This is a genomic window from Haladaptatus sp. T7, assembly GCF_026008575.1.
GTDB classification, from domain to species: domain Archaea; phylum Halobacteriota; class Halobacteria; order Halobacteriales; family Haladaptataceae; genus Haladaptatus; species Haladaptatus paucihalophilus.
Genome location: NZ_BROP01000012.1, coordinates 1 through 20220, shown reverse-complemented (window position 1 = coordinate 20220; position 20220 = coordinate 1). Strand labels below are relative to the sequence as shown.

At 58.6% G+C, this 20220-nt stretch carries 22 protein-coding genes and 1 pseudogene; 15 read left to right on the top strand and 8 right to left on the bottom strand.

What is annotated here, in order from left to right; translation table 11 throughout:
* Positions 1-26: 26 nt before the first annotated feature.
* From OPC11_RS21530 to OPC11_RS21515, 4 genes are all read left to right on the top strand, one after another.
* Entirely contained in the window at positions 27-941 is a 915-nt protein-coding gene (locus OPC11_RS21530; RefSeq protein WP_264783362.1) for a glycosyltransferase family 2 protein, read from the top strand.
* A gap of 356 nt (positions 942-1297) precedes the next feature.
* A complete protein-coding gene (locus OPC11_RS21525) occupies positions 1298-1894 on the top strand; it encodes a hypothetical protein (protein WP_007981256.1) in 597 nt (198 codons plus the stop codon).
* A gap of 141 nt (positions 1895-2035) precedes the next feature.
* Positions 2036-3265, top strand: a complete 1230-nt coding sequence (locus tag OPC11_RS21520; protein WP_007981255.1) for a helix-turn-helix domain-containing protein — start codon at positions 2036-2038, stop codon at positions 3263-3265.
* Between the two features lie 119 nt (positions 3266-3384).
* Entirely contained in the window at positions 3385-3621 is a 237-nt protein-coding gene (locus tag OPC11_RS21515; RefSeq protein ID WP_007981253.1) for a hypothetical protein, read from the top strand.
* A 98-nt stretch (positions 3622-3719) separates the two neighbouring features.
* On the opposite strand, the gene glmU is transcribed toward OPC11_RS21515, so the two are convergent.
* Positions 3720-4901, bottom strand: coding sequence for a bifunctional sugar-1-phosphate nucleotidylyltransferase/acetyltransferase (glmU, locus tag OPC11_RS21510; protein WP_007981250.1), 1182 nt, complete (start codon positions 4899-4901; stop codon positions 3720-3722).
* A gap of 52 nt (positions 4902-4953) precedes the next feature.
* Positions 4954-5322, bottom strand: a complete 369-nt coding sequence (locus tag OPC11_RS21505; protein WP_007981248.1) for a hypothetical protein — start codon at positions 5320-5322, stop codon at positions 4954-4956.
* Between the two features lie 244 nt (positions 5323-5566).
* Here OPC11_RS21505 and OPC11_RS21500 point away from each other — a divergent pair, with 244 nt between their 5' ends.
* Complete coding sequence (locus OPC11_RS21500) at positions 5567-5863, top strand: hypothetical protein (protein WP_069450747.1); 297 nt, start codon at positions 5567-5569, stop codon at positions 5861-5863.
* A gap of 53 nt (positions 5864-5916) precedes the next feature.
* Here OPC11_RS21500 and OPC11_RS21495 read toward each other — a convergent pair whose 3' ends face one another.
* The gene (locus tag OPC11_RS21495) at positions 5917-6279 is read right to left on the bottom strand and encodes a hypothetical protein (protein ID WP_073096829.1); all 363 of its coding nucleotides are present in this window, start codon (positions 6277-6279) and stop codon (positions 5917-5919) included.
* Between the two features lie 136 nt (positions 6280-6415).
* Positions 6416-6913, bottom strand: a complete 498-nt coding sequence (locus tag OPC11_RS21490; protein ID WP_264783361.1) for a PH domain-containing protein — start codon at positions 6911-6913, stop codon at positions 6416-6418.
* Between the two features lie 188 nt (positions 6914-7101).
* Here OPC11_RS21490 and OPC11_RS21485 point away from each other — a divergent pair, with 188 nt between their 5' ends.
* Together OPC11_RS21485 and OPC11_RS21480 are read left to right on the top strand one after the other, a co-directional pair.
* Entirely contained in the window at positions 7102-8775 is a 1674-nt protein-coding gene (locus OPC11_RS21485) for an NAD+ synthase (protein ID WP_264783360.1), read from the top strand.
* 135 nt (positions 8776-8910) lie between these two features.
* Positions 8911-9111 carry a hypothetical protein gene (locus tag OPC11_RS21480; RefSeq protein ID WP_007981238.1) on the top strand — a complete coding sequence of 67 codons (201 nt, stop codon included), beginning with the start codon at positions 8911-8913 and terminating at the stop codon, positions 9109-9111.
* Between the two features lie 27 nt (positions 9112-9138).
* Here the strand turns inward: OPC11_RS21480 and OPC11_RS21475 are convergent, their stop codons facing one another.
* The gene (locus OPC11_RS21475; RefSeq protein WP_264783359.1) at positions 9139-10605 is read right to left on the bottom strand and encodes a glycyl aminopeptidase; all 1467 of its coding nucleotides are present in this window, start codon (positions 10603-10605) and stop codon (positions 9139-9141) included.
* A gap of 109 nt (positions 10606-10714) precedes the next feature.
* Here OPC11_RS21475 and OPC11_RS21470 point away from each other — a divergent pair, with 109 nt between their 5' ends.
* The 5 genes from OPC11_RS21470 to OPC11_RS21450 all read left to right on the top strand — a co-directional run bounded on the left by OPC11_RS21470 (position 10715) and on the right by OPC11_RS21450 (position 13741).
* Positions 10715-10876 carry a hypothetical protein gene (locus OPC11_RS21470; RefSeq protein ID WP_264783358.1) on the top strand — a complete coding sequence of 54 codons (162 nt, stop codon included), beginning with the start codon at positions 10715-10717 and terminating at the stop codon, positions 10874-10876.
* 25 nt (positions 10877-10901) lie between these two features.
* Positions 10902-12200 (top strand): histidine--tRNA ligase, encoded by a 1299-nt coding sequence (hisS, locus tag OPC11_RS21465; protein ID WP_264783357.1) that lies wholly within the window; start codon positions 10902-10904, stop codon positions 12198-12200.
* A 170-nt stretch (positions 12201-12370) separates the two neighbouring features.
* Positions 12371-13036 carry a thiaminase II gene (gene tenA, locus OPC11_RS21460; protein WP_007981230.1) on the top strand — a complete coding sequence of 222 codons (666 nt, stop codon included), beginning with the start codon at positions 12371-12373 and terminating at the stop codon, positions 13034-13036.
* A 254-nt stretch (positions 13037-13290) separates the two neighbouring features.
* Positions 13291-13494 carry a hypothetical protein gene (locus tag OPC11_RS21455; protein ID WP_007981228.1) on the top strand — a complete coding sequence of 68 codons (204 nt, stop codon included), beginning with the start codon at positions 13291-13293 and terminating at the stop codon, positions 13492-13494.
* Positions 13487-13741, top strand: coding sequence for a hypothetical protein (locus OPC11_RS21450; RefSeq protein WP_264783356.1), 255 nt, complete (start codon positions 13487-13489; stop codon positions 13739-13741). Before OPC11_RS21455 ends, OPC11_RS21450 begins: the two co-directional genes overlap by 8 nt.
* 209 nt (positions 13742-13950) lie before the next feature.
* On the opposite strand, the gene OPC11_RS21445 is transcribed toward OPC11_RS21450, so the two are convergent.
* Positions 13951-15357 carry a PAS domain S-box protein gene (locus OPC11_RS21445; protein WP_264783355.1) on the bottom strand — a complete coding sequence of 469 codons (1407 nt, stop codon included), beginning with the start codon at positions 15355-15357 and terminating at the stop codon, positions 13951-13953.
* A gap of 189 nt (positions 15358-15546) precedes the next feature.
* Positions 15547-16170, bottom strand: a complete 624-nt coding sequence (locus OPC11_RS21440; RefSeq protein ID WP_264783354.1) for a response regulator — start codon at positions 16168-16170, stop codon at positions 15547-15549.
* A 233-nt stretch (positions 16171-16403) separates the two neighbouring features.
* Here OPC11_RS21440 and OPC11_RS21435 point away from each other — a divergent pair, with 233 nt between their 5' ends.
* Together OPC11_RS21435 and OPC11_RS21430 are read left to right on the top strand one after the other, a co-directional pair.
* Positions 16404-17051, top strand: coding sequence for a helix-turn-helix domain-containing protein (locus tag OPC11_RS21435; protein ID WP_264783353.1), 648 nt, complete (start codon positions 16404-16406; stop codon positions 17049-17051).
* A 527-nt stretch (positions 17052-17578) separates the two neighbouring features.
* Positions 17579-18559, top strand: coding sequence for a MarR family transcriptional regulator (locus tag OPC11_RS21430; RefSeq protein ID WP_264783352.1), 981 nt, complete (start codon positions 17579-17581; stop codon positions 18557-18559).
* Here OPC11_RS21430 and OPC11_RS21425 read toward each other — a convergent pair.
* Positions 18556-19116 carry a helix-turn-helix domain-containing protein gene (locus OPC11_RS21425; protein ID WP_264783351.1) on the bottom strand — a complete coding sequence of 187 codons (561 nt, stop codon included), beginning with the start codon at positions 19114-19116 and terminating at the stop codon, positions 18556-18558. The genes OPC11_RS21430 and OPC11_RS21425 overlap by 4 nt on opposite strands.
* Positions 19117-20012: 896 nt before the next feature.
* Between OPC11_RS21425 and OPC11_RS21420 the strand changes: the two are divergent.
* Positions 20013-20220, top strand: a pseudogene (locus tag OPC11_RS21420) (hypothetical protein); the annotation flags it as partial.

The following is a 20220-nucleotide window of genomic DNA, read 5'->3' as shown; positions in this document are numbered from 1 at the left end:
GGAGAACGCACACGATTGAGCAACAAATGGCACCGACTGTTAGCGTCATCGTGCCGACGTACAACCGCGCGGACGCCATCCCTCGAACCATCGAGAGCGTCCTCTCACAGACGCTGGAGGACTTGGAACTTATCATCGTGGACGACGCCTCGCAGGACGACACCGAAGAAGTCGTTACATCCTACGACGACGACCGAATCCAGTTCGTCCAACACGAAGAAAATCAGGGCGCGAGCGCCGCACGAAACACCGGCATCGAACGGGCGGAAGGAGAGTACATGGCGTTTCTCGACTCGGACGACGTGTGGCTCCCCACGAAGCTCGAAAAGCAGGTCCTCACGCTCGAACTGCGGTCCGACGAGTGGGTCGCCGCGTACTGCAAGGCGGAAACCGTCCACCCCGACGGGCAGAATCCGTTGGTGAAGGCCGTGACACAACTCATCTCACGCCGGAACAAGACCGAGGGTGCGGAAGGTGGGAAGGAACTCATCGGGCCGACGTTGAGCGACGACCTCCATACGAGCGCGGGCTCGACGCTCATCGTCGAGAGCGATATCGTCCGCGAAATCGACGGGTTCGATGAGTCGTTCTCCCGGTTCCAGGACCCGGAGTTCCTCATCCGCGTCCTCAAACACGGAAAGCTCGCCTGTGTGAACGAGACCCTGCTGCTCCGGTACGAAACAGGGTCGCCACCGGCCGATTCGGTCGCCAAAGCCGACGAACACTTCCGTCGGACGTTCTCCGAGGAAGTCGAACGGCTCGAGCAGCAGGGAATCGACGTGACCGGTGCACATCATTACATTCTCGCCCGCCACTATTTGGACGAGGGTCAGTTCCGGACGGGATTTCGATACCTCCGTCAGTCGCGTCGGCCGGAACCACGACAGCTTCCGGGACTGCTGTTGAACCTCTATAAGGGAGTCAAAGAAAACATCGGATGACACAACCGCGATACGCACACTACTATCTGGCGCTCTCGGTACTCTCGACGCTCTTATTCGGTGGTAGCGTCTTCAATTTTGGCCCGTTGGGGATGCTGTCACCGACGGAAACGACGGGGGTAGTAATCGTATCGTTCATGGCACTGACTATTTTTCAGTCAGTGGCAAAAAGATAGACACTCCCACACACTTTTCGAATCTAGTGAATACTCTCCGAAGAAACATAAATTCGTGCTCAGTTCACTCTGTTCAAACCGTACAATCGCAAGACGTGAACGGAATGCAACGGCTCGCAAGAAAGCGAGAGAGTCGGTCTGATTTATGATGTGTCGCCGTATGCAATCCATCGAAGAACCATGAGCGCTACGACGCAAACTCTCTCTGAAGCCCCGTCGTTGCCGAACGAGGATGAACCGGTCACGCTGACGAAGGACAAAATCTTCCACATCCTCCAGACGCAACGTCGGCGACACGCACTCCGATACCTGAAAAAACACGACACGCCGGTCGAAATGCGCGATTTGGCAGAACAGGTCGCCGCGTGGGAGAACGACACGACCGTGCAGGCGCTCGCCTCGGACGAACGCCAGCGCGTGTACATCGCCCTGTACCAATCCCACCTGCCGAAACTCGACGAAGAAGGTATCATCGAGTACAACAAAAGCCGCGGCATCGTCGAACGCGGCCAGTTAGCCGACGAGTTCGACCCCTATCTCGAACCGACTGAAGACACCGACGCCGACACCGACGTGTCGGAAACCGATATCGACATCGAGTCGGAGGACGACCGCTGGTTCAGTTACTACCGTTGGGCGACCGCACTGAGCGCGGGAACGTTCGCGGCCGCGTGGCTGAACGCGCCGCTCATTTCCGCCGCCTCGACCAACGCTCTCGGTGCGTTCGTCGTCGGTCTCTACGCGATGATCTCCGCGATGCAGTTCATACTTCGGTAAGGTTCAGGCCCCGGTCTGATCGTCGCTGAATAGTCTGTTTTAATATGTGTATTATTAAATATAAATGTATATGATTAACATTTGTCTGACACAGAACTATATGCCAAAGGAACTAAGCACCCCACTACGTAGTCGAAACAAATGTTCGGTCCCCGGAACCGTGACTGGTGGTCTATCTGCGCTATCCTTGTCGCTTTCCTCGTCGTCGGTGTCGCGTTGGTTCCGGCGTCAGTCGGAGGGAAAGGCGAGGCAGATACCGGACGGATTATCTCGATAAATCGAACCGGTAACGGCGTCGTCACGACGACGAACGGCGTGACGTACGTCTGGCAATCGGAGAAATACACCGCCAATGTCACATATCAGATAAACGCGAGCGAGGGAAAGTACTCGGTCTGCCTGTACGATAACCGTACCGGCAGCGACCCGGAGGAACTCGACTGTCAGAGCACGACGATCGGAAACGGGTCGAAAGCGACCGTCTCGCTCAACGGTTCCAACGCGACGAAAACCGGCGAGCGAACGCTCTACTTCCGCCTTCGACCGACTTTCGGGAGCAACGTCCCCACGTTCGACAGCCGCAGTATCAATCAGACGGTCATCACGAAAGAGGGCGACCTCGACCAGGACGGTCTGACGAACGAGTTCGAGGTCTCGAAAATACGAACGGACGATTGGCCGAAGGACGCGTTCAACGACCCCGACATGGACAGTGACGGCATCAACGACGGGGAAGAGATACACAAACGGAAGACGAATCCGATCAGCAACGACACCGACGGCGACGGTCTCCTCGACGGAAAGGAGATCCTCGTCGGGACGAACCCGAGGAACGCGGACAGCGACGGTGACGGGATAGACGACGGAACGGACCCGAAACCGATGAGCACGGCGGACACCACGTCGTCCACGGCGACCACGGGTGGAGGTCAGGGAAAATCTGGAGGATTCTCCGGCCTACAATGGTTCCTTATCGGCCTCCTCGGATTCGCTATCGGCGGTGGTGCGGTTGCCTTCTGGCGAAACAACCACGATAACGACGAACCGAATGCAAACGCATCGACGCCGGTTGTCGGTGACACACCACCACCGTCACCGACCGAACCGGCGGAGAACGAGAAGGAGGACGACATCCTCACAGACGAAGGACTCGTGCTCAAGCTGCTCAACGAGAACCGCGGACGGATGAAACAAGTCGATATCGTCGACGAAACCGGGTGGTCGAAGTCGAAAGTCAGCAGACTTCTCTCCCGGATGGAAGAACGGGGCGACATCAACCGATTGCGCGTCGGTCGGGGGAACATTGTGTACCTCGATGGAGCGAAACCCAGCGGCGCACGGTCGCCACACGAAGAGGATTCGTATAGCTAAATAGATACTAAAAAACCACGCACAGGCAAGGGGAAACGGTTTCAACAGTACAAAGTTTCGACACTGTTTCACCCAGTTTCAGCTCCTTAATTGCTGGATAATAATGGTGGTACCCTGTGATGGCGGAAACGATGTCGATAGACATGAGCAGTTCCCGGAACGCCGACGACAGCACGATGGCCGATACGCAGTGTCGCAATTGCGATTCGTTCGTGACGCCGCAGTTCGCCCGCGTGTTCGGGAACAACCGAAACGAAGTGTACGGGTGTTTCGAATGTATGACGGCGACCGAAGTGAAGAAAGGTCGCGCCAACGACCCGGTGGAAGCCAACCGCGCCCGTGAGGAAATGCGGTAGTGTCCGTTAGGCACCTTTTCTCCACCGCAGTTCTCTCGGACGCGAACGATGCGAGTGACTACTGAAACCGAATCGTAACGAAAAGCGCAGCGGGTGTACTACTTGTCGCGAGAGACTTCCTCGTTCGGGTGTGTCATCGACCCCTCCGAGAGCGAGACGCCGGGATAGAGGCTGGTGTTGATACCGGTTTTCACGTCGTCGCCGACGACGACGCCGAACTTCCGTCGCCCCGTCGAAACGCGGTCGCCCTTCACGGTGTGTTTTACCGACTCTCCGTCGTGGCGGAGGTTGGCGACGTTCGTCCCCGCACCGAAGTTCACGTCCCGGCCGAGGACGCTATCCCCGACGTACGAGAGATGGCCGACGGTCGCACCGGGCGACAGGACGCTGTTTTTGACTTCGACGCTGTGGCCGACTTTCGCATTCTCGTCCACGAGCGTCGCCCCGCGGATGTAGGCGTTCGGGCCGACGGACGCGCCCGAGCGGATAAGTGCCGGTCCCTCGATGACGACGCCGGATTTGACGGTGGCACCCTCCTCGACGACGACGTTCCCGTCGAGCGTGGCTCGCTCGCTCACGTCCCCGCGGACGTCGCGTTCCAATTCGTCGAGTTTCCACTCGTTCGCTTCGAGCAGTTCCCACGGACGACCCACGTCGAGCCATCGCTCCACTTCGACGGCGGTGACGTCGTACTCCTCGATGACGCGTTCCACGACGTCCGTGATTTCGAACTCCCCGCGTTCGCTTTCGCCCACGTCGAGCCAGTCGCGTGCTTCCTCGGGGAAGACGTAGGCCCCCGTGTTGGCGAGGTTCGTCGGCGGGTCGTCCGGTTTCTCGACGATGCCCGTCGCGCGCGGGCCGTCCGTCGAGATGACGCCGTAGTTCGAGGGGTCCTCGACGTGATACGTCCCGACCCCCGGACCGTTCGAGAGGAGTCGTTTCACGGCCGCGGTGTCATAGAGGTTGTCGCCGTTGAGGACGGCGAACGGGCCGTCGATGTGTTCGCGTGCCGCACGAACCGCGTCCGCGGTCCCGCGCTGTTCTTCCTGTACCGAGTATTTGACCGGGATACCGGCGTACTCCGCGCCGAAGTACTCCCGAACCGTGTCAGCTTCGTACCCGACGACGAGGACGAGTTCGTCCGCACCCGCCTCGACGGCGGCGCGCGCGGTATGTGCGACGAGTGGTTCCTCTGCGACCGGCAACATGGGTTTCGGACACGATGCGGAAAGCGGTCGCATTCGTGTACCCTCACCCGCAGCCAGAACGATTGCCTGCATAGCAGTACCTTCCGCTAGAAGGCGTATAATTATTCACGGACTAACGTCGGGACTACAGTCGCGTCGGGGAGCGGTCAGACGAAAGGATGTCACGAAACGGGTTCGATTGCTCGCGGGATGGCAGTTCCGACCAGACGTCCGTTCCCTCGTAGGTTCGGCCGAACTCCATGTATTCACGGAGCAGCCACAGCGCGTGATTCTTCGACCCGAGTCCGGCGAGAAGTGTCCGCGTGACACCCTCCCGAGCGACGAGGGCTTGCCACTCGTCGCCGACGCGACGACAGAACACCGACTCCTTCCCATCCGACCACTCGATGGCACCGTAGACGTTCCGCAGAAGCCGATAATCGCCGAGACAGACCGGAATAGCGCCGTGGTACCCGTCCGCCTCCTTGACGACGTGGCTGGCGACCTGACTCATAGATATCCCTCGCTTGCGTCGTGGCACACCCGAATCATCTCTATCAACTCATTTCGGAGAACAGGGGAAAGGTGTTGACCTTCGTGTTCCCATTCTTTATATAGGGTCAGCTATATTGGCGTCAGTTCAACATAAAATAACTAAAATCGCAAGATGGAGGCGACTTTTCTGCTGTCGGGTAACGAATAGAACGGTGTGAAACCGTATTCCCCCTTTTTGCGTCTAGAGAAAAAAGGGAGGTGTAATGAGTGCGACCGAAAGCCGCCACGAGGTTTCCGACTTGGTTGATTCGTTCGTCGGCCTCGAAATCGAAGACCCCCTCCGCGTTACCGTCGCAGATGTCGATATCGATTGTCACGTTCACGACATCGACCGGACGAACGACCGATTCACCATCCTCGTGAAAACGTTTGCCGGGGACTATCTCCGCGTCGAAACCCAGTGGGCCGGTGGATGGCTCGACCCGCAAGTGGACCGACTCAAGCCAGTGGCGGAAGAGCGACAGCCGCTCGGCAAGCTACAGGACGTCGAAGCGGTGTGAAAAGGCGCCAGGGAGAGCGGCGTTAGGGTGAGCCGTTTGGAGGAGGACTGTTCTTATCGCTTGGCGAGCCGCGTGATTTCGACCATCAGGTCGATACCATCGGCACAACGGAACGTCCACGCACGGTCGAAGCCGATACCCGACCGAGAGGCACTACGGAGGAGGGATGACAGTTCGGTTTCGAACTCCGTTTCCCCCATCGTCGGGGCGTATTCGTCACAGGAATGCGCGGTGTCGGAGTCGGTCACGAGTCGCGTCACTTCGACCATGAGGTCGGGATGGTCGTCGTCGCGGCGAAACGCCCACGAACGGTCGAAGGTGACGCCACCGCGGCGGGCCGCATCTAAGAGGGCTTTCAACGAACCCTCGAATTCTTGGGGACCTGTCCAGAGAGATGCACTGTCAGTTTGGCTCATTTTTCGCTGTCCTCGATTTTGCCATCTCTTCGGGGGGTAATAAAAACAGAAACTCGTCGTGCACCGTTTCAGTTAGTTTCAAACCGCGTATGTTGCGGTTTCGGAGCCTGAAAACCGAAAACAGACGCCCCGAAATTCACCGTCGAGGAGAGACGCGATCTAGCTGTTCAGTCAACAGTCCGTTGACAGATTGCGGATTGGAAACGTTTTCGAACACTAGATTGTCCGTCGTAACGCCCGCCGTGTGTATTGTTACCGTTCCATAGTCGAGTATGCGCTCCAAAAGCGACTGTGAGAAGGCGGTGTTTCGTACTCGGTCGAGTCGTATCTGCGTGACGTCCTGTGCGAAAACGCCGCGTTTGTGATACACTTCTTCCGTCGTGAGGACGAACCACTCGCTCCGCCACCGAACGAACGGGGGAATGGCGATGGCGAAACCGACCGGGATGAGGAGGATGCCGACCCAACTGAACCCGCCGAAGACGTCGCTTCCAGCGATTCCTGCACCGATCAAGAGGAGGACGATACCGAGAACGATGGGCGGGAGGACGAGATAGACGCTTCGATGGCCAGCCCACAGTACCTCTTCGTCAGGTGTGAGGTGAAGCCACGGCACGTCGAAATCTCTTGCCATGATATGCCAGAACGAGAACGGCGAGTACCTTTATCTTTTGCCGCGAACGCGAGGAAAATCGAACCGGGAGAGAGCGAGGTCGCTTCATCACGCCTCGTCCATCGTCGGTAGCCGCGTTCCTAGCCGACGTAGGTCACGACGACAGTACGATTTTCCCGTTCGGCGTCGTTCGATACACAGTGGGAGAGATGAGCACAGTTCGGGTCGCACTGGGACAGCAGAACTACACCGTGGGTGATATCGCGGGAAACGAACGAAAAATCGTGGACGGAATCCACCGCGCACGCGAAGCGAACGCCGACCTCGTTGTGTTTTCGGAACTCGCGCTGGTCGGCTACCCGCCACAGGACCTCGTGAAACGAACGGCGTTCGTCGACGCACAACGCGACGCGCTCGACCGAATCGCGGCGGAGACGACCGACATCACCGCCCTCGTCGGGTTCGTCGCCCGAAATCCGGAGCCGTACGGGAAGGAAGTACAAAACGCGGTTGCGGTCTGTCGGGATGGCGAAGTCACCGGCCAAACCGAAAAGCGACTCCTCCCGACCTACGACGTGTTCGACGAGGACAGATTCTTCCAACCGGCGACGCGGCAATCGGTCCACGCGCTCCCCGACGGAACCGAACTCGGCGTGAGCATCTGTGAGGACGCGTGGAACGAACCCGACGTGTGGGAACGGCCGGAGTACGACGAGGACCCCATCGAAGACCTCGTTGACGCGGGAGCGGATCTGCTCGTGAACTGCTCCGCGAGTCCGTTCTACGGCGGGAAAGGTGCGTTTCGAGAGCGACTGTTCGGCGCACACGCGAACGACCACGGCAAATGGCTCGTCTTCGTGAACCAAGTCGGAGCGAACGACGAACTCGTCTTCGACGGTCGGTCGTTCGTCGTCGCACCCGACGGGACGATAGCCTGCCGACTCGCCGCCTTCGAGGAGGATTTCGCCGTCTACGACGTCCCGCTCGATGTCGAGTCACCCGCGACGCACGACGTCGCCGACGAACCCGCGACGGGTCCGGCCGAAATCCGGTCGGCGCTCGCCCTCGGAATCCGGGATTACGTCCGCAAGACGGGGTTCGAAAACGTCGTCGTCGGTCTCTCGGGCGGTATCGACTCCTCGATAACGGCCGCGCTGGCCGCCGACGCGCTCGGCCCGGAGAACGTCCTCGGGGTCGGCATGCCGACCCGATACACCAGCGACGCGAGTGAAATCGACGCCCGCGAGCTCGCCGAAAACCTCGGCATCGACTTTCTCGACCTCCCGATAGAGGACACCTTCGAAGCGTTCGAGCGCGAACTGACGCCGATTCTCGACGAGACGCCGGGCGTCACGGAGGAGAACGTACAGGCTCGAATCCGGGCGACGACGCTGATGGCGATCGCCAACGAACAGGGTCGTCTGCTTCTCGCCACGAGCAACCGGAGCGAACTCGCGGTGGGGTACACCACCCTCTACGGCGACATGTGCGGAGCGCTCGCTCCCATCGCCGACTGCCCGAAGACGTTCGTCTACGACCTCGCAAGACACCTGAACGAGCATGAGGAAACCATTCCCGAGCGCGTCATCGAGAAACCGCCCTCCGCCGAGCTTCGAGCGGACCAAACGGACGAGGACGACCTCCCGCCGTACGAGATACTCGATTCGATTCTCGCGGGATACGTGGACGAGGGACAAACGACCGACGAACTGGTCGAATCGGGTCACGACCGCGAAACCGTCGAGCGCGTGCTTTCGATGCTCCATCGCGCCGAATACAAGCGCTTTCAGGCCGCCCCCGTGCTGAAGGTGTCGCCGAAGGCGTTCGGCGTCGGGTGGCGGTATCCGCTCGCGGCGAACTACGAGGGTGTACTGTCGAAGTGAGCGGAACGTGCTACGTCGTCCCGTTGCACTTTCACCGAACGTTAGAAAATGGTTTTTATACCCGTACGTAGTAAATAAAGTTCGGTGAGGAGGCCGGTCCGTCACGGTCCGTCCTTTGAATCGAGGAATGGTTGTATGAGAATCAGTAGTACAACGACGGGGGACTCCCCGTCAAACGATTCGAGAGACGAATCGCCCGCCGAATCGATGACGCGGTGGCGTCGGTTCGGCGAGTTGCTGAAGGTGTGGGGAAGTGCTATCGAAGTGTGGCTGAAAATACTCGGGCTGCTGGTCGTCGGACTGGCGACGCTGTTGCGGTCGCTCCCGCTCCACTGACCTAAAAGCGGAAGACGGATCCCCCGTCTACTCCCCCCCACGGAAGCGGGACACGAAGCCCGAGACGTACTGTGCGAGCGTCAACCCGAACACCAACCCGACGAGACCGAGCCCGCCCCAGAGGACGAGTGTCGAAGGAAGGTCGCCCGTCTTGGCGGGGGGCTGGACGTCGCTCAATCCGTCGGATTCCTTCCCGGAGTTGCCGTTGTCGTTCGAATCGCTAGCGGCCTTCCCGACGTTCGATCCCGCACTATCCGAATTTCGCAACGGCTCGAGGTTCGGCTTCGTGGTGGTCGTGACGTGTTCGTCCAACCACGGTGTCATCGACTGTCCGGCCACGTCGGCGACGATTTTCGTGAAGTCGGCGTAGGTGACCGTCCCGTCCCGTCGGTTCATCCGGTCGAACACGTCCATGAGACTCCGCTTTCCGTCCGTTGCCTTCTGTATCTTCTCGTCGAGCGCCCAGAGAGTGAGCGCACCGCGGTAGTACGGCACCTCGCGGTTCGCCCACGTGTCCGTGTTCGAGAGCACGGACTCGTCGTACGACTTCAACGAGAGCGTATCGGCGACGGCGGATTTCGACGTCCGACCCTGCTGCATGGCCAAGTCGGACGCGAAGTACGCGGCGCTCGCCTCGCGGAACCAGCTCATTCGGTCGCCGAGGTCGAACGACTGACGCGTGTGGATGTACTCGTGCAGCCAGAGGTTCTGGGGGTCGTCGAGCCGAGCGGCCTCGTGTACCCACAGTTCGTCGTACCTCGGCGAGGCGTACCCGCCGCGCCATATCGGGTCGGGGAGGACGAACAGCAACACGTCGTTCGGAGTCTCCCCCGGAATCCGTTTGCTCGCCGCGGCGAGCGAGTCGAAAACGTTCCGCGGCGACTCGGCGGGAGACGCGTCGGCGGCGACTATCATCCGGAATCGCTGCCCGTTCTCACTGCGGACGTGCTCGTCGTACTTGCCCACGTAGGTGAACGCCGACCCGAGAACACCGGCGTCGGCGAACGAGACGTCTCGATTAGGATACTCGTCCTGAAACGGATGGAAGTAGCTCCACTCGTCGTCCCCGCTCTCCCCCCACGCGACCGACACCCGCGGCGTCGGCGCGAGCGTCCAGTCGTCGGTGGCCGCGAACTCCCGGCCGTTCCCCGATTTCACGCTCGTGGTTATCGTCATCGAGGGCGATTCCGTCTCCCCGTCCCACCGGAGCGCGTGGTTTCCGTTCTTCGTGCTGTCGGCGACGAATCCCTCGGAAGACACCACGTTTCCGGTGTAATTGATGAGCCAGAATCGGTGTGCGTCACCCGGCGTCTCGAAATCGAGGTGGTACCGAACCACCCCGTGATTCGCCGGACGGCGCTCGACGGAAATCGAGACTCGCGGTGGATCCGACGACGACTGCGCCGTCGCTGGCGGGACGAACGTCCCGGCGACGAGCGACAACACGAGTAGCAGTGCAACTGTCCTCCCGGAAACCAGACCCACAGACCCCATCGACAATGCCGTCGAGGGGATGGCGTTTTGTTATACGTCGCCTGAAGCGAAACAGGGGTCGTCAAACCCGTAGCGCGGCGTTACGAAGCAAGCGAATAGAAAAGAAAACATGTCCTGTGGCTCCGCCGCCCTCTCACGGACCGAACGACGCCAGTTCCGAGGGTCCGGGACGCGGATCGACCTCGAACTCGGCGGTTCGAAGACGCGGGGCGACGATATCGCCGCGGTGTTCGAAATCGAGCAGGAAGACGCACGAGATAGCCAAACGTAAATCGCTCGCCTTCGATACCCGAAGCATGGACGAACTCGAGAGCCTCAAGGGCTTTTACGACCGCTACCCCGAGGAGTGGGCGGCGTGGCGCGAAATCGTGGATACCGTCGAGGAGACGGCCCGCGAGTTCGGCTTCCGCGAAATCGACGCCCCGAGCGTCGAACCGACCGACCTCTTCCGAGTGAAATCGGGCGACGAAATCGTCGAGCAGACCTACAGCTTCGAGGACAAGGGCGGACGCGAAGTCACGCTCATTCCCGAGCAGACGCCGACCCGTTCACGGTTGGTTCAACAGCGAAAAGACCTCGGAACGCCGATAAAGTGGTTCGACACGTCGAAACGCTGGCGCTACGAGGCGGTCCAGAAGGGCCGCGACCGCGAGTTCTTCCAGACCGACATCGACATCTTCGGCGTCGAATCGGTCGAAGCGGACGCGGAAATCATCGCCTGTGCGGCCACCATCTACGAGAAACTCGGCGTCGCCGACGCGGTGGAGTTCAGGCTGAACGACCGGCAACTGCTCGACGCCCTCCTCAAAGCGATGGACGTGGAGGGGAGCAAGGACGTGATGCGCGTCATCGACAAGAAGGAAAAGCTCAGCCGCGAGGAGTTCCTCGACAACCTCGAACTCGAAGGCGTGGACCGCGCGACCGCCGAGGAGATAGACGAACTCACGGCCATCAGCGGCGAGATGGAGAGCGCGCTGGTCGAACTTTCGGACAAAGCGCCCGAGGGCGACGCGGCGGACGACGCCATCGAGCGGATGCACGACCTCTACGACGTGCTGTCGGCCTACGGCGTCGAGGATATGTGTACGTTCGACCTCTCCATCGTGCGCGGGATGGACTACTACACCGGCCTCGTCTTCGAGGCGTTTTCGACGGAAGGTGACCTCCGCGCGCTGTTCGGCGGCGGACGCTACGACCACCTCATCGAGCAGTTCGGAAGCCGCGAAGTACCGGCCATCGGCTTCGCGTTCGGTTACTCCACGACGATGCACTTGCTCAAGGAACTGGGCGAGTGGCCCGACGAGGCGCTTTCGACCGACGCCTACGTGCTGACGATTTCGGATTCGGTGCGCGAAATCGGACTGGAGTACGCGAAGGGGTTGCGCAGTGCCGGATTGACCGTCGAAACCGACCTCACCGGACGAAGCGTCGGCGAGCAGTTCGGCTACGCCGACCGCATCAACGCCGAGTACACCGTCGTCGTCGGCGAACGCGACTTGAACGAGGGCGTCGTAACCGTCCAGAACATGGATTCCGGCGAGGAAGAGCAAGTACCGAAGAACGAAGTCGTCGAGAACGTGCTCGACCGACTGTAAACCAACTCGGTCCGCTTTGGGCCGTTCTGGCGTTCCGTTTTTCCGTAGCTCCGTAGTTCCGGCGTTTTCCACGCTCTATTCGCGGAGATGGCGGAGATGGTCCGGCGACGAGGTGGGTGATTCGCCGCCGATACCACTAGATTATACCACAGGAGAATAAACCGTGAGACATGGCGTTTAGCGACCGACTGCTCGCGGCAGGCGACCGACTCTGGGAGGAACAGAAAGCACACCCGTTCGTCGTCGAACTGGCCGACGGAACGCTCGACCCGGCGGCGTTCCGTCACTGGGTCGAACAGGATTATCTATATCTCAAAGACTACGCCCGCGTATTCGCACTCGCCGGATGCAAGGCGCGCGACGAAGAGACGATGACCCACGCGTTCGACGTCGCTCACGCGATTCTCGCCGACGAGATGGACCTCCACCGGGCGTTCGCCGCCGAGTACGGAATCTCCCGTGCGGAACTCGAATCGGTGGAGAAGGCACCGACCTGCCTCGCGTACACGAACTACCTTCTTCGGGTGGCCTACGAGGGAACTCTCGCCGAACTCGCGGCGGCCGTCTACCCCTGTGGACAGGGATACCTCGATATCGCAGACCACATGGCATCCATCGCGGACGGCGACCACCGTTACACGCCGTTCATCGAGAAGTACACGAGCGACGAGTTTCGGAACTCCGTCGCGTGGATGCGGACCTTCGTTGACCAGCAGGCCGAGGCGTTCCCCGGCATGCACGACGCGATGGAGGACGCGTTTCTGACCAGCACGCGCCTCGAAACAGCGTTCTGGGGCATGGCGTACGAACGCGAAACGTGGTCGAACACGAGATAGCGGACCCATCGAAAGGGCTATCAAAACCGTAAAAACTAGCAAAACTAGAAAAAATAGAAAAACCATAAAAACCATCCAAACTGCTAAATTTCGAATTCATCGGGGCGATTTCGGGCGTTCACTTTCACTCGGCAGTGAATCGAGACGCGTCCGAAACGCGGGGAGAGGGAGGGTAAGCGGCGGGAACAGCCGGCCGTTTACTTTCGCCTCGGGTAAGAGTCGATATTTAGGACGAAATTATCGTACGGTGCGGTATGAGCGTACACGACATCGACGGACCGATTTCGAAGTGGCGCTACACCTGTCCGAACGGCCACACCAGCTGGGAACCGACGAACAGCCACTTTTGGTGTCACCAGTGTAGTCGATCATCCGGAACGGACGCCGAATTCTGGAAGCTTCTAGACAGGAAGACGGGCGAACGACTCGCACGCGAAAAGGTGAGTATCCATGGCTAAGGCAGATCGGGAGGACGCCGACGGTTCCGGCCGCCACGGTATCTGGAACCGACACAGCCGTTCAAGTCGGCGCTGTCGCAATCCGAACTGCCGAAACGAGCACGTCGACCCCACGTTCGCGCGAACGATGGGAACCGAGGATGGCATCGTTTTCGCCTGCCCAGAGTGTACCCGCTGGGCGGCCTTGAAGCGCGGAGCCGCCGCAGACCCGACTATCGACCATCGCGTCGATAGGGACTGGCGATAGCGTGTTCGTCGTTCGACGGGGAACGTCGATACCACCGCCCTCTCCCACACGCCGAACAGTATCGCTTCACTTTCACCCCGGGTAAGAGCAAGCTCTTTTCAGGTGAACCACGTCGATTCGAGCGCGGGAGTACCCGCGGGGGACGCGACTACCATCCCGCGCGAACCCCCCGATTTTGTTTCCAACACGGCGGGTGGTCCCTTCACCCGCTATTCGAAATCGATACCGGTGATTTCGAACCGCGAACCACCGGCACTTCCTTCCAATACGTTAATCTCCCAGCCGTGCGCTTCCACGATTTGCTGGACAATCGACAGGCCCAAACCGGTTCCGTTGTCCGTCGTGTACCCGCTCTGGAACACCAATTCGCGCTCGTCGTCCGAGATTCCGGGACCGTCGTCAACGATACAGACGCCGTTCGAGATACGTTTGACGTGAACGGTGACGTCCCGTCCGACGTGCTCGATGGCGTTCCGGAACAGGTTTTCGAACACCTGACTCAACCTGTCGATGTCCGCCGAAATCTCCTCTTCCACGTTCTCCAGCATCAACGTCGCCTCGGGCGGAGCGGCACGTGACCACGCGTCCTCGACGATTTCGTGAAACTCCGTCACCTCCTTCTCCGTGAGCGCATCGGGTTTGCGCGCGAGGTCGAGCATTTCGTTTATCATCCGTTCCATTCGGTCGAGCGCACCGCTGACCTCCTCGAAGGCGTCCTCGGAGTCTTCCGCCCTCGCAACGCGGAGGTACCCCTGGGCGATACCGAGGGGATTGCGGAGCTCGTGGGCGAGCATGCTGGCGAACTCGTCGAGGCGCTCGTTTTGGCGCTGTAGTTCCTGCTTTCGGCGCTTGTGTTCGGTCACGTCCCGAATTATGCCGATGATTTCCGGGTTCTCCTCGTCGAAACGCATCCGCGTCGTGTTAATTTCGGCGTAGCGGTTTTCCCCGTCCGGGGTCATGTACGTCACCGAGTACGGAGAGGAGTTACCTCGCTTCCGTTCGCGCATATCCGCGGTGAGTTCGTCGATGGAATCGTTGGGGAACGCATCGATGTTTTCGAGCCGCTCGCCGAGAACAGCAGACCGGTTGCGTCCGGAAACGTGACAAAACGCGTCGTTTACCGACTGAATCCTTCCGTCCGCATCGAGAACGAACACGGGGTCGGGGGCCGTCTGGAACAGCGTTCGGAACCGATGTTCGCTCTGTTCTTTCTCCCGCTCGATTTCGACGGAAAGCCGCCGCCGTTCGAGCAATCCGTCCAGGCGCGCCTGTAACACCGCCTTCTCGATGGGTGTCGTGATAACCTCGTCGACGCCCTGCCACACTTCCGGCGTCCGCGCCGGGGAATTCGTCGATGTGACGAGGAGATAGGGAAGGAACGTCGGGAGGGACGCCTCCTTTTTGGCTTCGAGTTCGTCACGATAGCGACTGAACGACGCTTCGTCGACGATACACAGGTCGAACGACGTATCGACGCCGTGTTTCGGAAGCACCACTTCGTACTCCGACGTGAGCCAGTCGGCCAACAAACGACGGTTTCGGCGGTGGTCGATAAGCAGAAGGATACTCCCCTTCGTGACCGACTCCAGACTGGATGCCGACCGATTTTCGCTCATGTTATCGTTCCCGTACGTAGTCGGCCAAACGGAGCCGTCGGAACGCGGAGTGTCTCAAAGGAGATGACGCGAAACCCCTCTGGAGACGCGCCGTGGAGGCCAGTATCATAGATGTTATTTTCGTAGTGGATTCATGACCGAGATTCACAATTTAATCGACTATCCGACACAACCGCACGTTCGGAACCCTTAGTCTCTGGACTCCGACGCGTTCCCCCCCTCTGCGGATTTCATGAGTTTGGACCCCGAGTCGTTGCGGTCGTGAAACTCCGCACGAAGGTCGTCGTCGTCCAACTCCATAGCCGTGGACGAAAGCTCGTTTCGAAGCGATGCTAACCGCGTCTCGAGTTCGGTGTAATCCTCGTTTTTCGACAACTCGTCCGATTCCTTGCGTTCTTCGAGCGCCGCTTTCTTCGACGACAACGCAAGCAGTTCCTGTACTTGCGAGTCGTACGTCGAGCGGGTTTCGAGCGACGCGACGATTTCACGGAGCTGTTCCGGGTCGGAAACCGGTTTACAGATGTAGGCATCGAATCCGAGTTCGAGAATGTCAAAATCCGGTTCGACGGCGGTCACCATCGCCACCCGACAGTCGAACGCCTGCTCGCGGATTTCGTCGAGAACCTCCTGCCCGGAGCGGTCGGGCATCCGACGGTCGAGAAGAACGATATCGACGTCCTCGTCGATAGTTTCTAGAGCCTCGGTTCCGTTGTACGCCTTCCGGACTTCGTAGGAATCTTCGAGCCAGCGTGCGTGTAAGTCAGTGATAGCATGTTCGTCGTCAACGATGAGAACAGTTGGCTCGTCAGACATTGGTTGCGTTGAGGTTCACTGCCGTTGCTATATCAAATGTAAGGTTGCAATCCATACACCGGCAGTGTCTTCGAATATAATCCATAAACGACACTCACTCGTCTTGCAATCAATAAACCGATGGATCGCATTTTTATAAAAGTTTTTCGGAAGGGGTTCTAAAGATGGCGGAGAGAAACCGAGTGAGCCGCCGGTAACTACAATATCCCCGAACGCATGCCTCGGCTAGAGAGATGAGCGTTTTGACCGAGTTCGCCGTGCCATCGGAGGAGTTCATCCTTCACGAGACGCTGGAGCGAATCTCCGATATTCACGTCGAAATAGAGCGCGTCGTTGCGGACAGCGAGTACGTGACACCGTATTTCTGGGCGAGCGGGGAATCGGTCGAGCGGTTCGAGCGTGCACTCGGCGAGGACGTAACCGTCGAGACGATAACGTTGCTCGAAAACCACGACAACGAACGGTTCTATCGCGTCTCGTGGCGGCAGCGCACGGGGACCGTCGGTCACGCCGCCTCGGAGTTGAAAGCTAGCATTCTGGAGGCGACGAGCGATGGAAACGACTGGTATCTCAAACTGTTGTTTCCGAGCGAGTCGTCGCTGACGGAGTTCCACGACTACTGTTCGAGTTACGACCTCTCGTTTCAGTTGATTCGAATGTACGAATCACGACATCCGAACGCGTTCGGGAAGTACGAAGTGACGCCGAAACAGCGGGAAGCACTGGTAACGGCGCTCGATTCCGGCTACTTCAGCGTCCCTCGTGGAGCGACGTTGAAACACGTGGCCGGGGAACTCGACATATCACCGAACGCACTTTCGACACGATTACGCCGTGGGCATGCAAATCTTATCACGAACACACTGCGACATGAAGGATAGTACCTGCATTTGCAAGCCAATACTTTTTGACAACCGGGTAGCTAATAAGGGATGGTAATAGTCACACACTGGCTTTAGGGTAGGCTACTGTATGGCTTATAACGAATACGGGTTGTCACAACGGCTCGCAGGTATGAATAACGATAGATGGGTACGAGGCGACGGAGAAGGCACGTGTACACCTCCATGTCTATCCGAACGTCTTGCGAAATATCCTCACACTTGCGCCGAAAACGACGAGACAAAAACGGTTCGAATTTCTATAAAAAATCGGCCAAAGATGATGGAACGGCTGGGGATTCAACGACCAAGAATACAAACGTATATTAGGGGATAGTATAGGAGAGCAATACATTGATATCGAGTTCCAGTGTATTTAGCATGCAAAATAGCCTCGGTAATGTAAAAATAAAATTATATATTGGGAAATGGAATAAATGAACGTCCGCAAAATAGAAGAAGATCTCCAGGGAGCGTCAAACGTTCTCGTCCTCGCCCCTCTTACGCCTGATGGCAACCGGGCACATATGGAGCTCGTAGCTTCGACGCGACCCGAAAACGTCAGCCTCGCGGCCGTCACCTACACGCAACCACCGGGACAGTGGCTCGGGGACTGGGAACGGAGCGTGGGCAGATCACCGCGAGAGGTTCGTTTCATCCACGCGAGCGGGATGGCACAGTCCGAAACGTACGACGAACAGACGTCCAACGTGACGACGGAGGTCGTCGATCCGACCGACCCGATGGAGATAATCGTCCCGTTGAGCGACCGACTGAAGGAGTGGTCGAACGGGGAAACGCAGCCGGTCGTCTCGGTACAGACGCTGACCGTCCTCCTCGAATACGTCGATTTCGATACCGCATTCCGATATCTCCACATACTCACTCACCGAATACAGGCCGCGGGGGGCATCGGCTATTTCCAGATGGACCCCGACATTCACGACCCCGAGACGACGAATACCCTGAAAACGCTGTTCGATGTCGTCGTCGAGATTTCCGACAACGGTGCCCAGTGGACGACCACTCCAGCCTACTCTCCGGACGACGAGGCGAGCGAATCGAACGAAACCGAAGAGTCCGCCGAATCGAACGACAAGCCGAGCGACGGACCGCTTTCTTCCATCCGTTCCGTCCTGTCCGGGCTGTTCGAGCGAAAGAAACCGGAAGATGAGAAAGAGGAAACGACCGTGGCAACCACCACGGAAGAATCACCCCAACAAACGGAACAAAGACGGGAACCAGAACAGCCGCCGGTCGGAAATCTGGCCGACGAGGAGATGCTCACCGACGAAGAGAGAATTCGGTCGCTCCTCATCCAGTACGGCGGCCGGATGAAGCAGGCAGATATCACGACCGAAACCTCGTGGTCGAAATCGACCGTGAGCAGAAAACTCTCGAAGATGGAGGAAAACGACGAGATAACACGGGTACAAATCGGACGCGGGAATCTCGTCTTCCTCAACGGGTCCGAACCGGAAGCGTCGAAATCCCCGTTCGAAGCCTAATCCTGTTCGACGGCAAACGTACTGGCGATAAGCTGCCGGGTTGCACGCCGAAGTTGTTGCGAAATCGCCGACGTAGAGACGTCGAGTTCCTCGGCGAGTTCGCCCTGTGAGATACCACGGGGCACGTCGTAGTAGCCCGATTGATACGCGGTGAGAACCGTGTCGCGCTGGCGACCGGTCAGCCGAGCGCCGTCAGGGTCCGTGTTCGGGTCCGCATCGAATAGTTGCCGCACACGGAACGTGATCCCGTGCTCCAGACACGCTTTCCGGAGTTGGATGAGTGGTTCACGCGAGAGCATCTGGATACGGATTACCCAACCACCGGTGCCGCTCTTTACGTCGAGGACGCGAATACCGAGGTCGGCGGCGGTAGGGAGGAACGGAACGACATCCGATTCGGGCCGAATCCGATACACGCGCCGGTCGGCGGCGGCGGAGAAAAGTGTCGCCGCACGGACGGTCGCATCCGTCTCAAGCGATCGCTCGAACGGGGAAAAATCGTCCCCGACGACGGAAACGAACAAAAGCGAGCCGTCGGCCATCGGCGTTTCTTCCATCTGAATGGTCACTTCAGGGGACGATTCTATCGTCGGAACGAGAATGAGACGCCCATGTGAGACAAAAATTTCGGCAAAGAGAGTTCTCGGTGGAGCGGAAAGAGCGGAATCGTCCTGTGCAGCGCCCTTCGACGAGCCGTCCGGTTCGTTGAGAGGGCCATCGGAGTTAGATGCGCCATGTGCCATTGTCGAGGAACCCGAACTCGGTTGTGGTATTTCATTACGTCACATTAAACTTTCGGGAATCGAACATGGGCTAAGATTCAACCGGAATGTCACACCGACCACCGATTACGTGGGTCGTCGAAGGGCAAGACAGGACGCCGTTCGACGCCGCTCGTGGATAGAGAACTGAGCACGAGGGGTATTGGAGTCATGAGCGCTAACGACCCTCGCGGCCGGATATTGTAAGACCCCGCCTCCGTGCTGGGCGTATCTTTCTACGTCTCGTTCCCTGTTTACTATAGGGCGATTAATCGAACTTTAAATTTCATAATTTTAATGTTGGAATTAACAGACGAGAGGGCAAGAGAGGAACATCGTCCACAATTGTTTCAGCAGACATCTCGTACGACAATATAGACCAATCGAGAGATAGTACGGCCAGTAATTGGACAATACGGTCCGACAAGTGCAGACAGACGGGTCATAGAAGGAACCAACCACTGTCGTAAAACCATCCGTACAGGGCCAGAAAACGGTGTTTTCTAGCGGTAGTGTCGAGGATAGTGACACGCCCACACATGTTAGTTCACGTAATTTTAGTATAAATGACAAGTAATACGACATACAACTTATAGGTGTGCTAAGCGGCATAACAAGCCATCACAACCGTTCGCAACAAATTGGGAGCGCATTATTGGTTTATTACCTATTCTAGCGATAATTCAGCCGTCATGAGCGCTACAGAAGTTCACACCAATGATGGAGGAACGCATACCGTTCCGGAAGTAAGTGCCGAGACTGAGCTCTCAAAGGATAAAATCTTCCACCTCCTTCAAACGCCTCGTCGGCGTCACGTACTACGGTATCTCAAGGGACGCGACGGGACGGTCGAGATGCGCGACCTCGCGGAGCAGGTCGCCGCGTGGGAGAACGACACGA

Excerpts from the sequence above, each read along its gene's own strand:
- OPC11_RS21530 (WP_264783362.1), top strand. The coding sequence starts at position 27 with ATGGCACCGACTGTTAGCGTCATCGTGCCGACGTACAACCGCGCGGAC.
- OPC11_RS21525 (WP_007981256.1), top strand. The coding sequence starts at position 1,298 with ATGAGCGCTACGACGCAAACTCTCTCTGAAGCCCCGTCGTTGCCGAAC.
- OPC11_RS21520 (WP_007981255.1), top strand. The coding sequence starts at position 2,036 with ATGTTCGGTCCCCGGAACCGTGACTGGTGGTCTATCTGCGCTATCCTT.
- OPC11_RS21515 (WP_007981253.1), top strand. The coding sequence starts at position 3,385 with ATGGCGGAAACGATGTCGATAGACATGAGCAGTTCCCGGAACGCCGAC.
- glmU (WP_007981250.1), bottom strand. The coding sequence starts at position 4,901 with ATGCAGGCAATCGTTCTGGCTGCGGGTGAGGGTACACGAATGCGACCG.
- OPC11_RS21505 (WP_007981248.1), bottom strand. The coding sequence starts at position 5,322 with ATGAGTCAGGTCGCCAGCCACGTCGTCAAGGAGGCGGACGGGTACCAC.
- OPC11_RS21500 (WP_069450747.1), top strand. The coding sequence starts at position 5,567 with ATGAGTGCGACCGAAAGCCGCCACGAGGTTTCCGACTTGGTTGATTCG.
- OPC11_RS21495 (WP_073096829.1), bottom strand. The coding sequence starts at position 6,279 with ATGAGCCAAACTGACAGTGCATCTCTCTGGACAGGTCCCCAAGAATTC.
- OPC11_RS21490 (WP_264783361.1), bottom strand. The coding sequence starts at position 6,913 with ATGGCAAGAGATTTCGACGTGCCGTGGCTTCACCTCACACCTGACGAA.
- OPC11_RS21485 (WP_264783360.1), top strand. The coding sequence starts at position 7,102 with ATGAGCACAGTTCGGGTCGCACTGGGACAGCAGAACTACACCGTGGGT.
- OPC11_RS21480 (WP_007981238.1), top strand. The coding sequence starts at position 8,911 with ATGAGAATCAGTAGTACAACGACGGGGGACTCCCCGTCAAACGATTCG.
- OPC11_RS21475 (WP_264783359.1), bottom strand. The coding sequence starts at position 10,605 with ATGGGGTCTGTGGGTCTGGTTTCCGGGAGGACAGTTGCACTGCTACTC.
- OPC11_RS21470 (WP_264783358.1), top strand. The coding sequence starts at position 10,715 with ATGTCCTGTGGCTCCGCCGCCCTCTCACGGACCGAACGACGCCAGTTC.
- hisS (WP_264783357.1), top strand. The coding sequence starts at position 10,902 with ATGGACGAACTCGAGAGCCTCAAGGGCTTTTACGACCGCTACCCCGAG.
- tenA (WP_007981230.1), top strand. The coding sequence starts at position 12,371 with ATGGCGTTTAGCGACCGACTGCTCGCGGCAGGCGACCGACTCTGGGAG.
- OPC11_RS21455 (WP_007981228.1), top strand. The coding sequence starts at position 13,291 with ATGAGCGTACACGACATCGACGGACCGATTTCGAAGTGGCGCTACACC.
- OPC11_RS21450 (WP_264783356.1), top strand. The coding sequence starts at position 13,487 with ATGGCTAAGGCAGATCGGGAGGACGCCGACGGTTCCGGCCGCCACGGT.
- OPC11_RS21445 (WP_264783355.1), bottom strand. The coding sequence starts at position 15,357 with ATGAGCGAAAATCGGTCGGCATCCAGTCTGGAGTCGGTCACGAAGGGG.
- OPC11_RS21440 (WP_264783354.1), bottom strand. The coding sequence starts at position 16,170 with ATGTCTGACGAGCCAACTGTTCTCATCGTTGACGACGAACATGCTATC.
- OPC11_RS21435 (WP_264783353.1), top strand. The coding sequence starts at position 16,404 with ATGAGCGTTTTGACCGAGTTCGCCGTGCCATCGGAGGAGTTCATCCTT.
- OPC11_RS21430 (WP_264783352.1), top strand. The coding sequence starts at position 17,579 with ATGGAGCTCGTAGCTTCGACGCGACCCGAAAACGTCAGCCTCGCGGCC.
- OPC11_RS21425 (WP_264783351.1), bottom strand. The coding sequence starts at position 19,116 with ATGGAAGAAACGCCGATGGCCGACGGCTCGCTTTTGTTCGTTTCCGTC.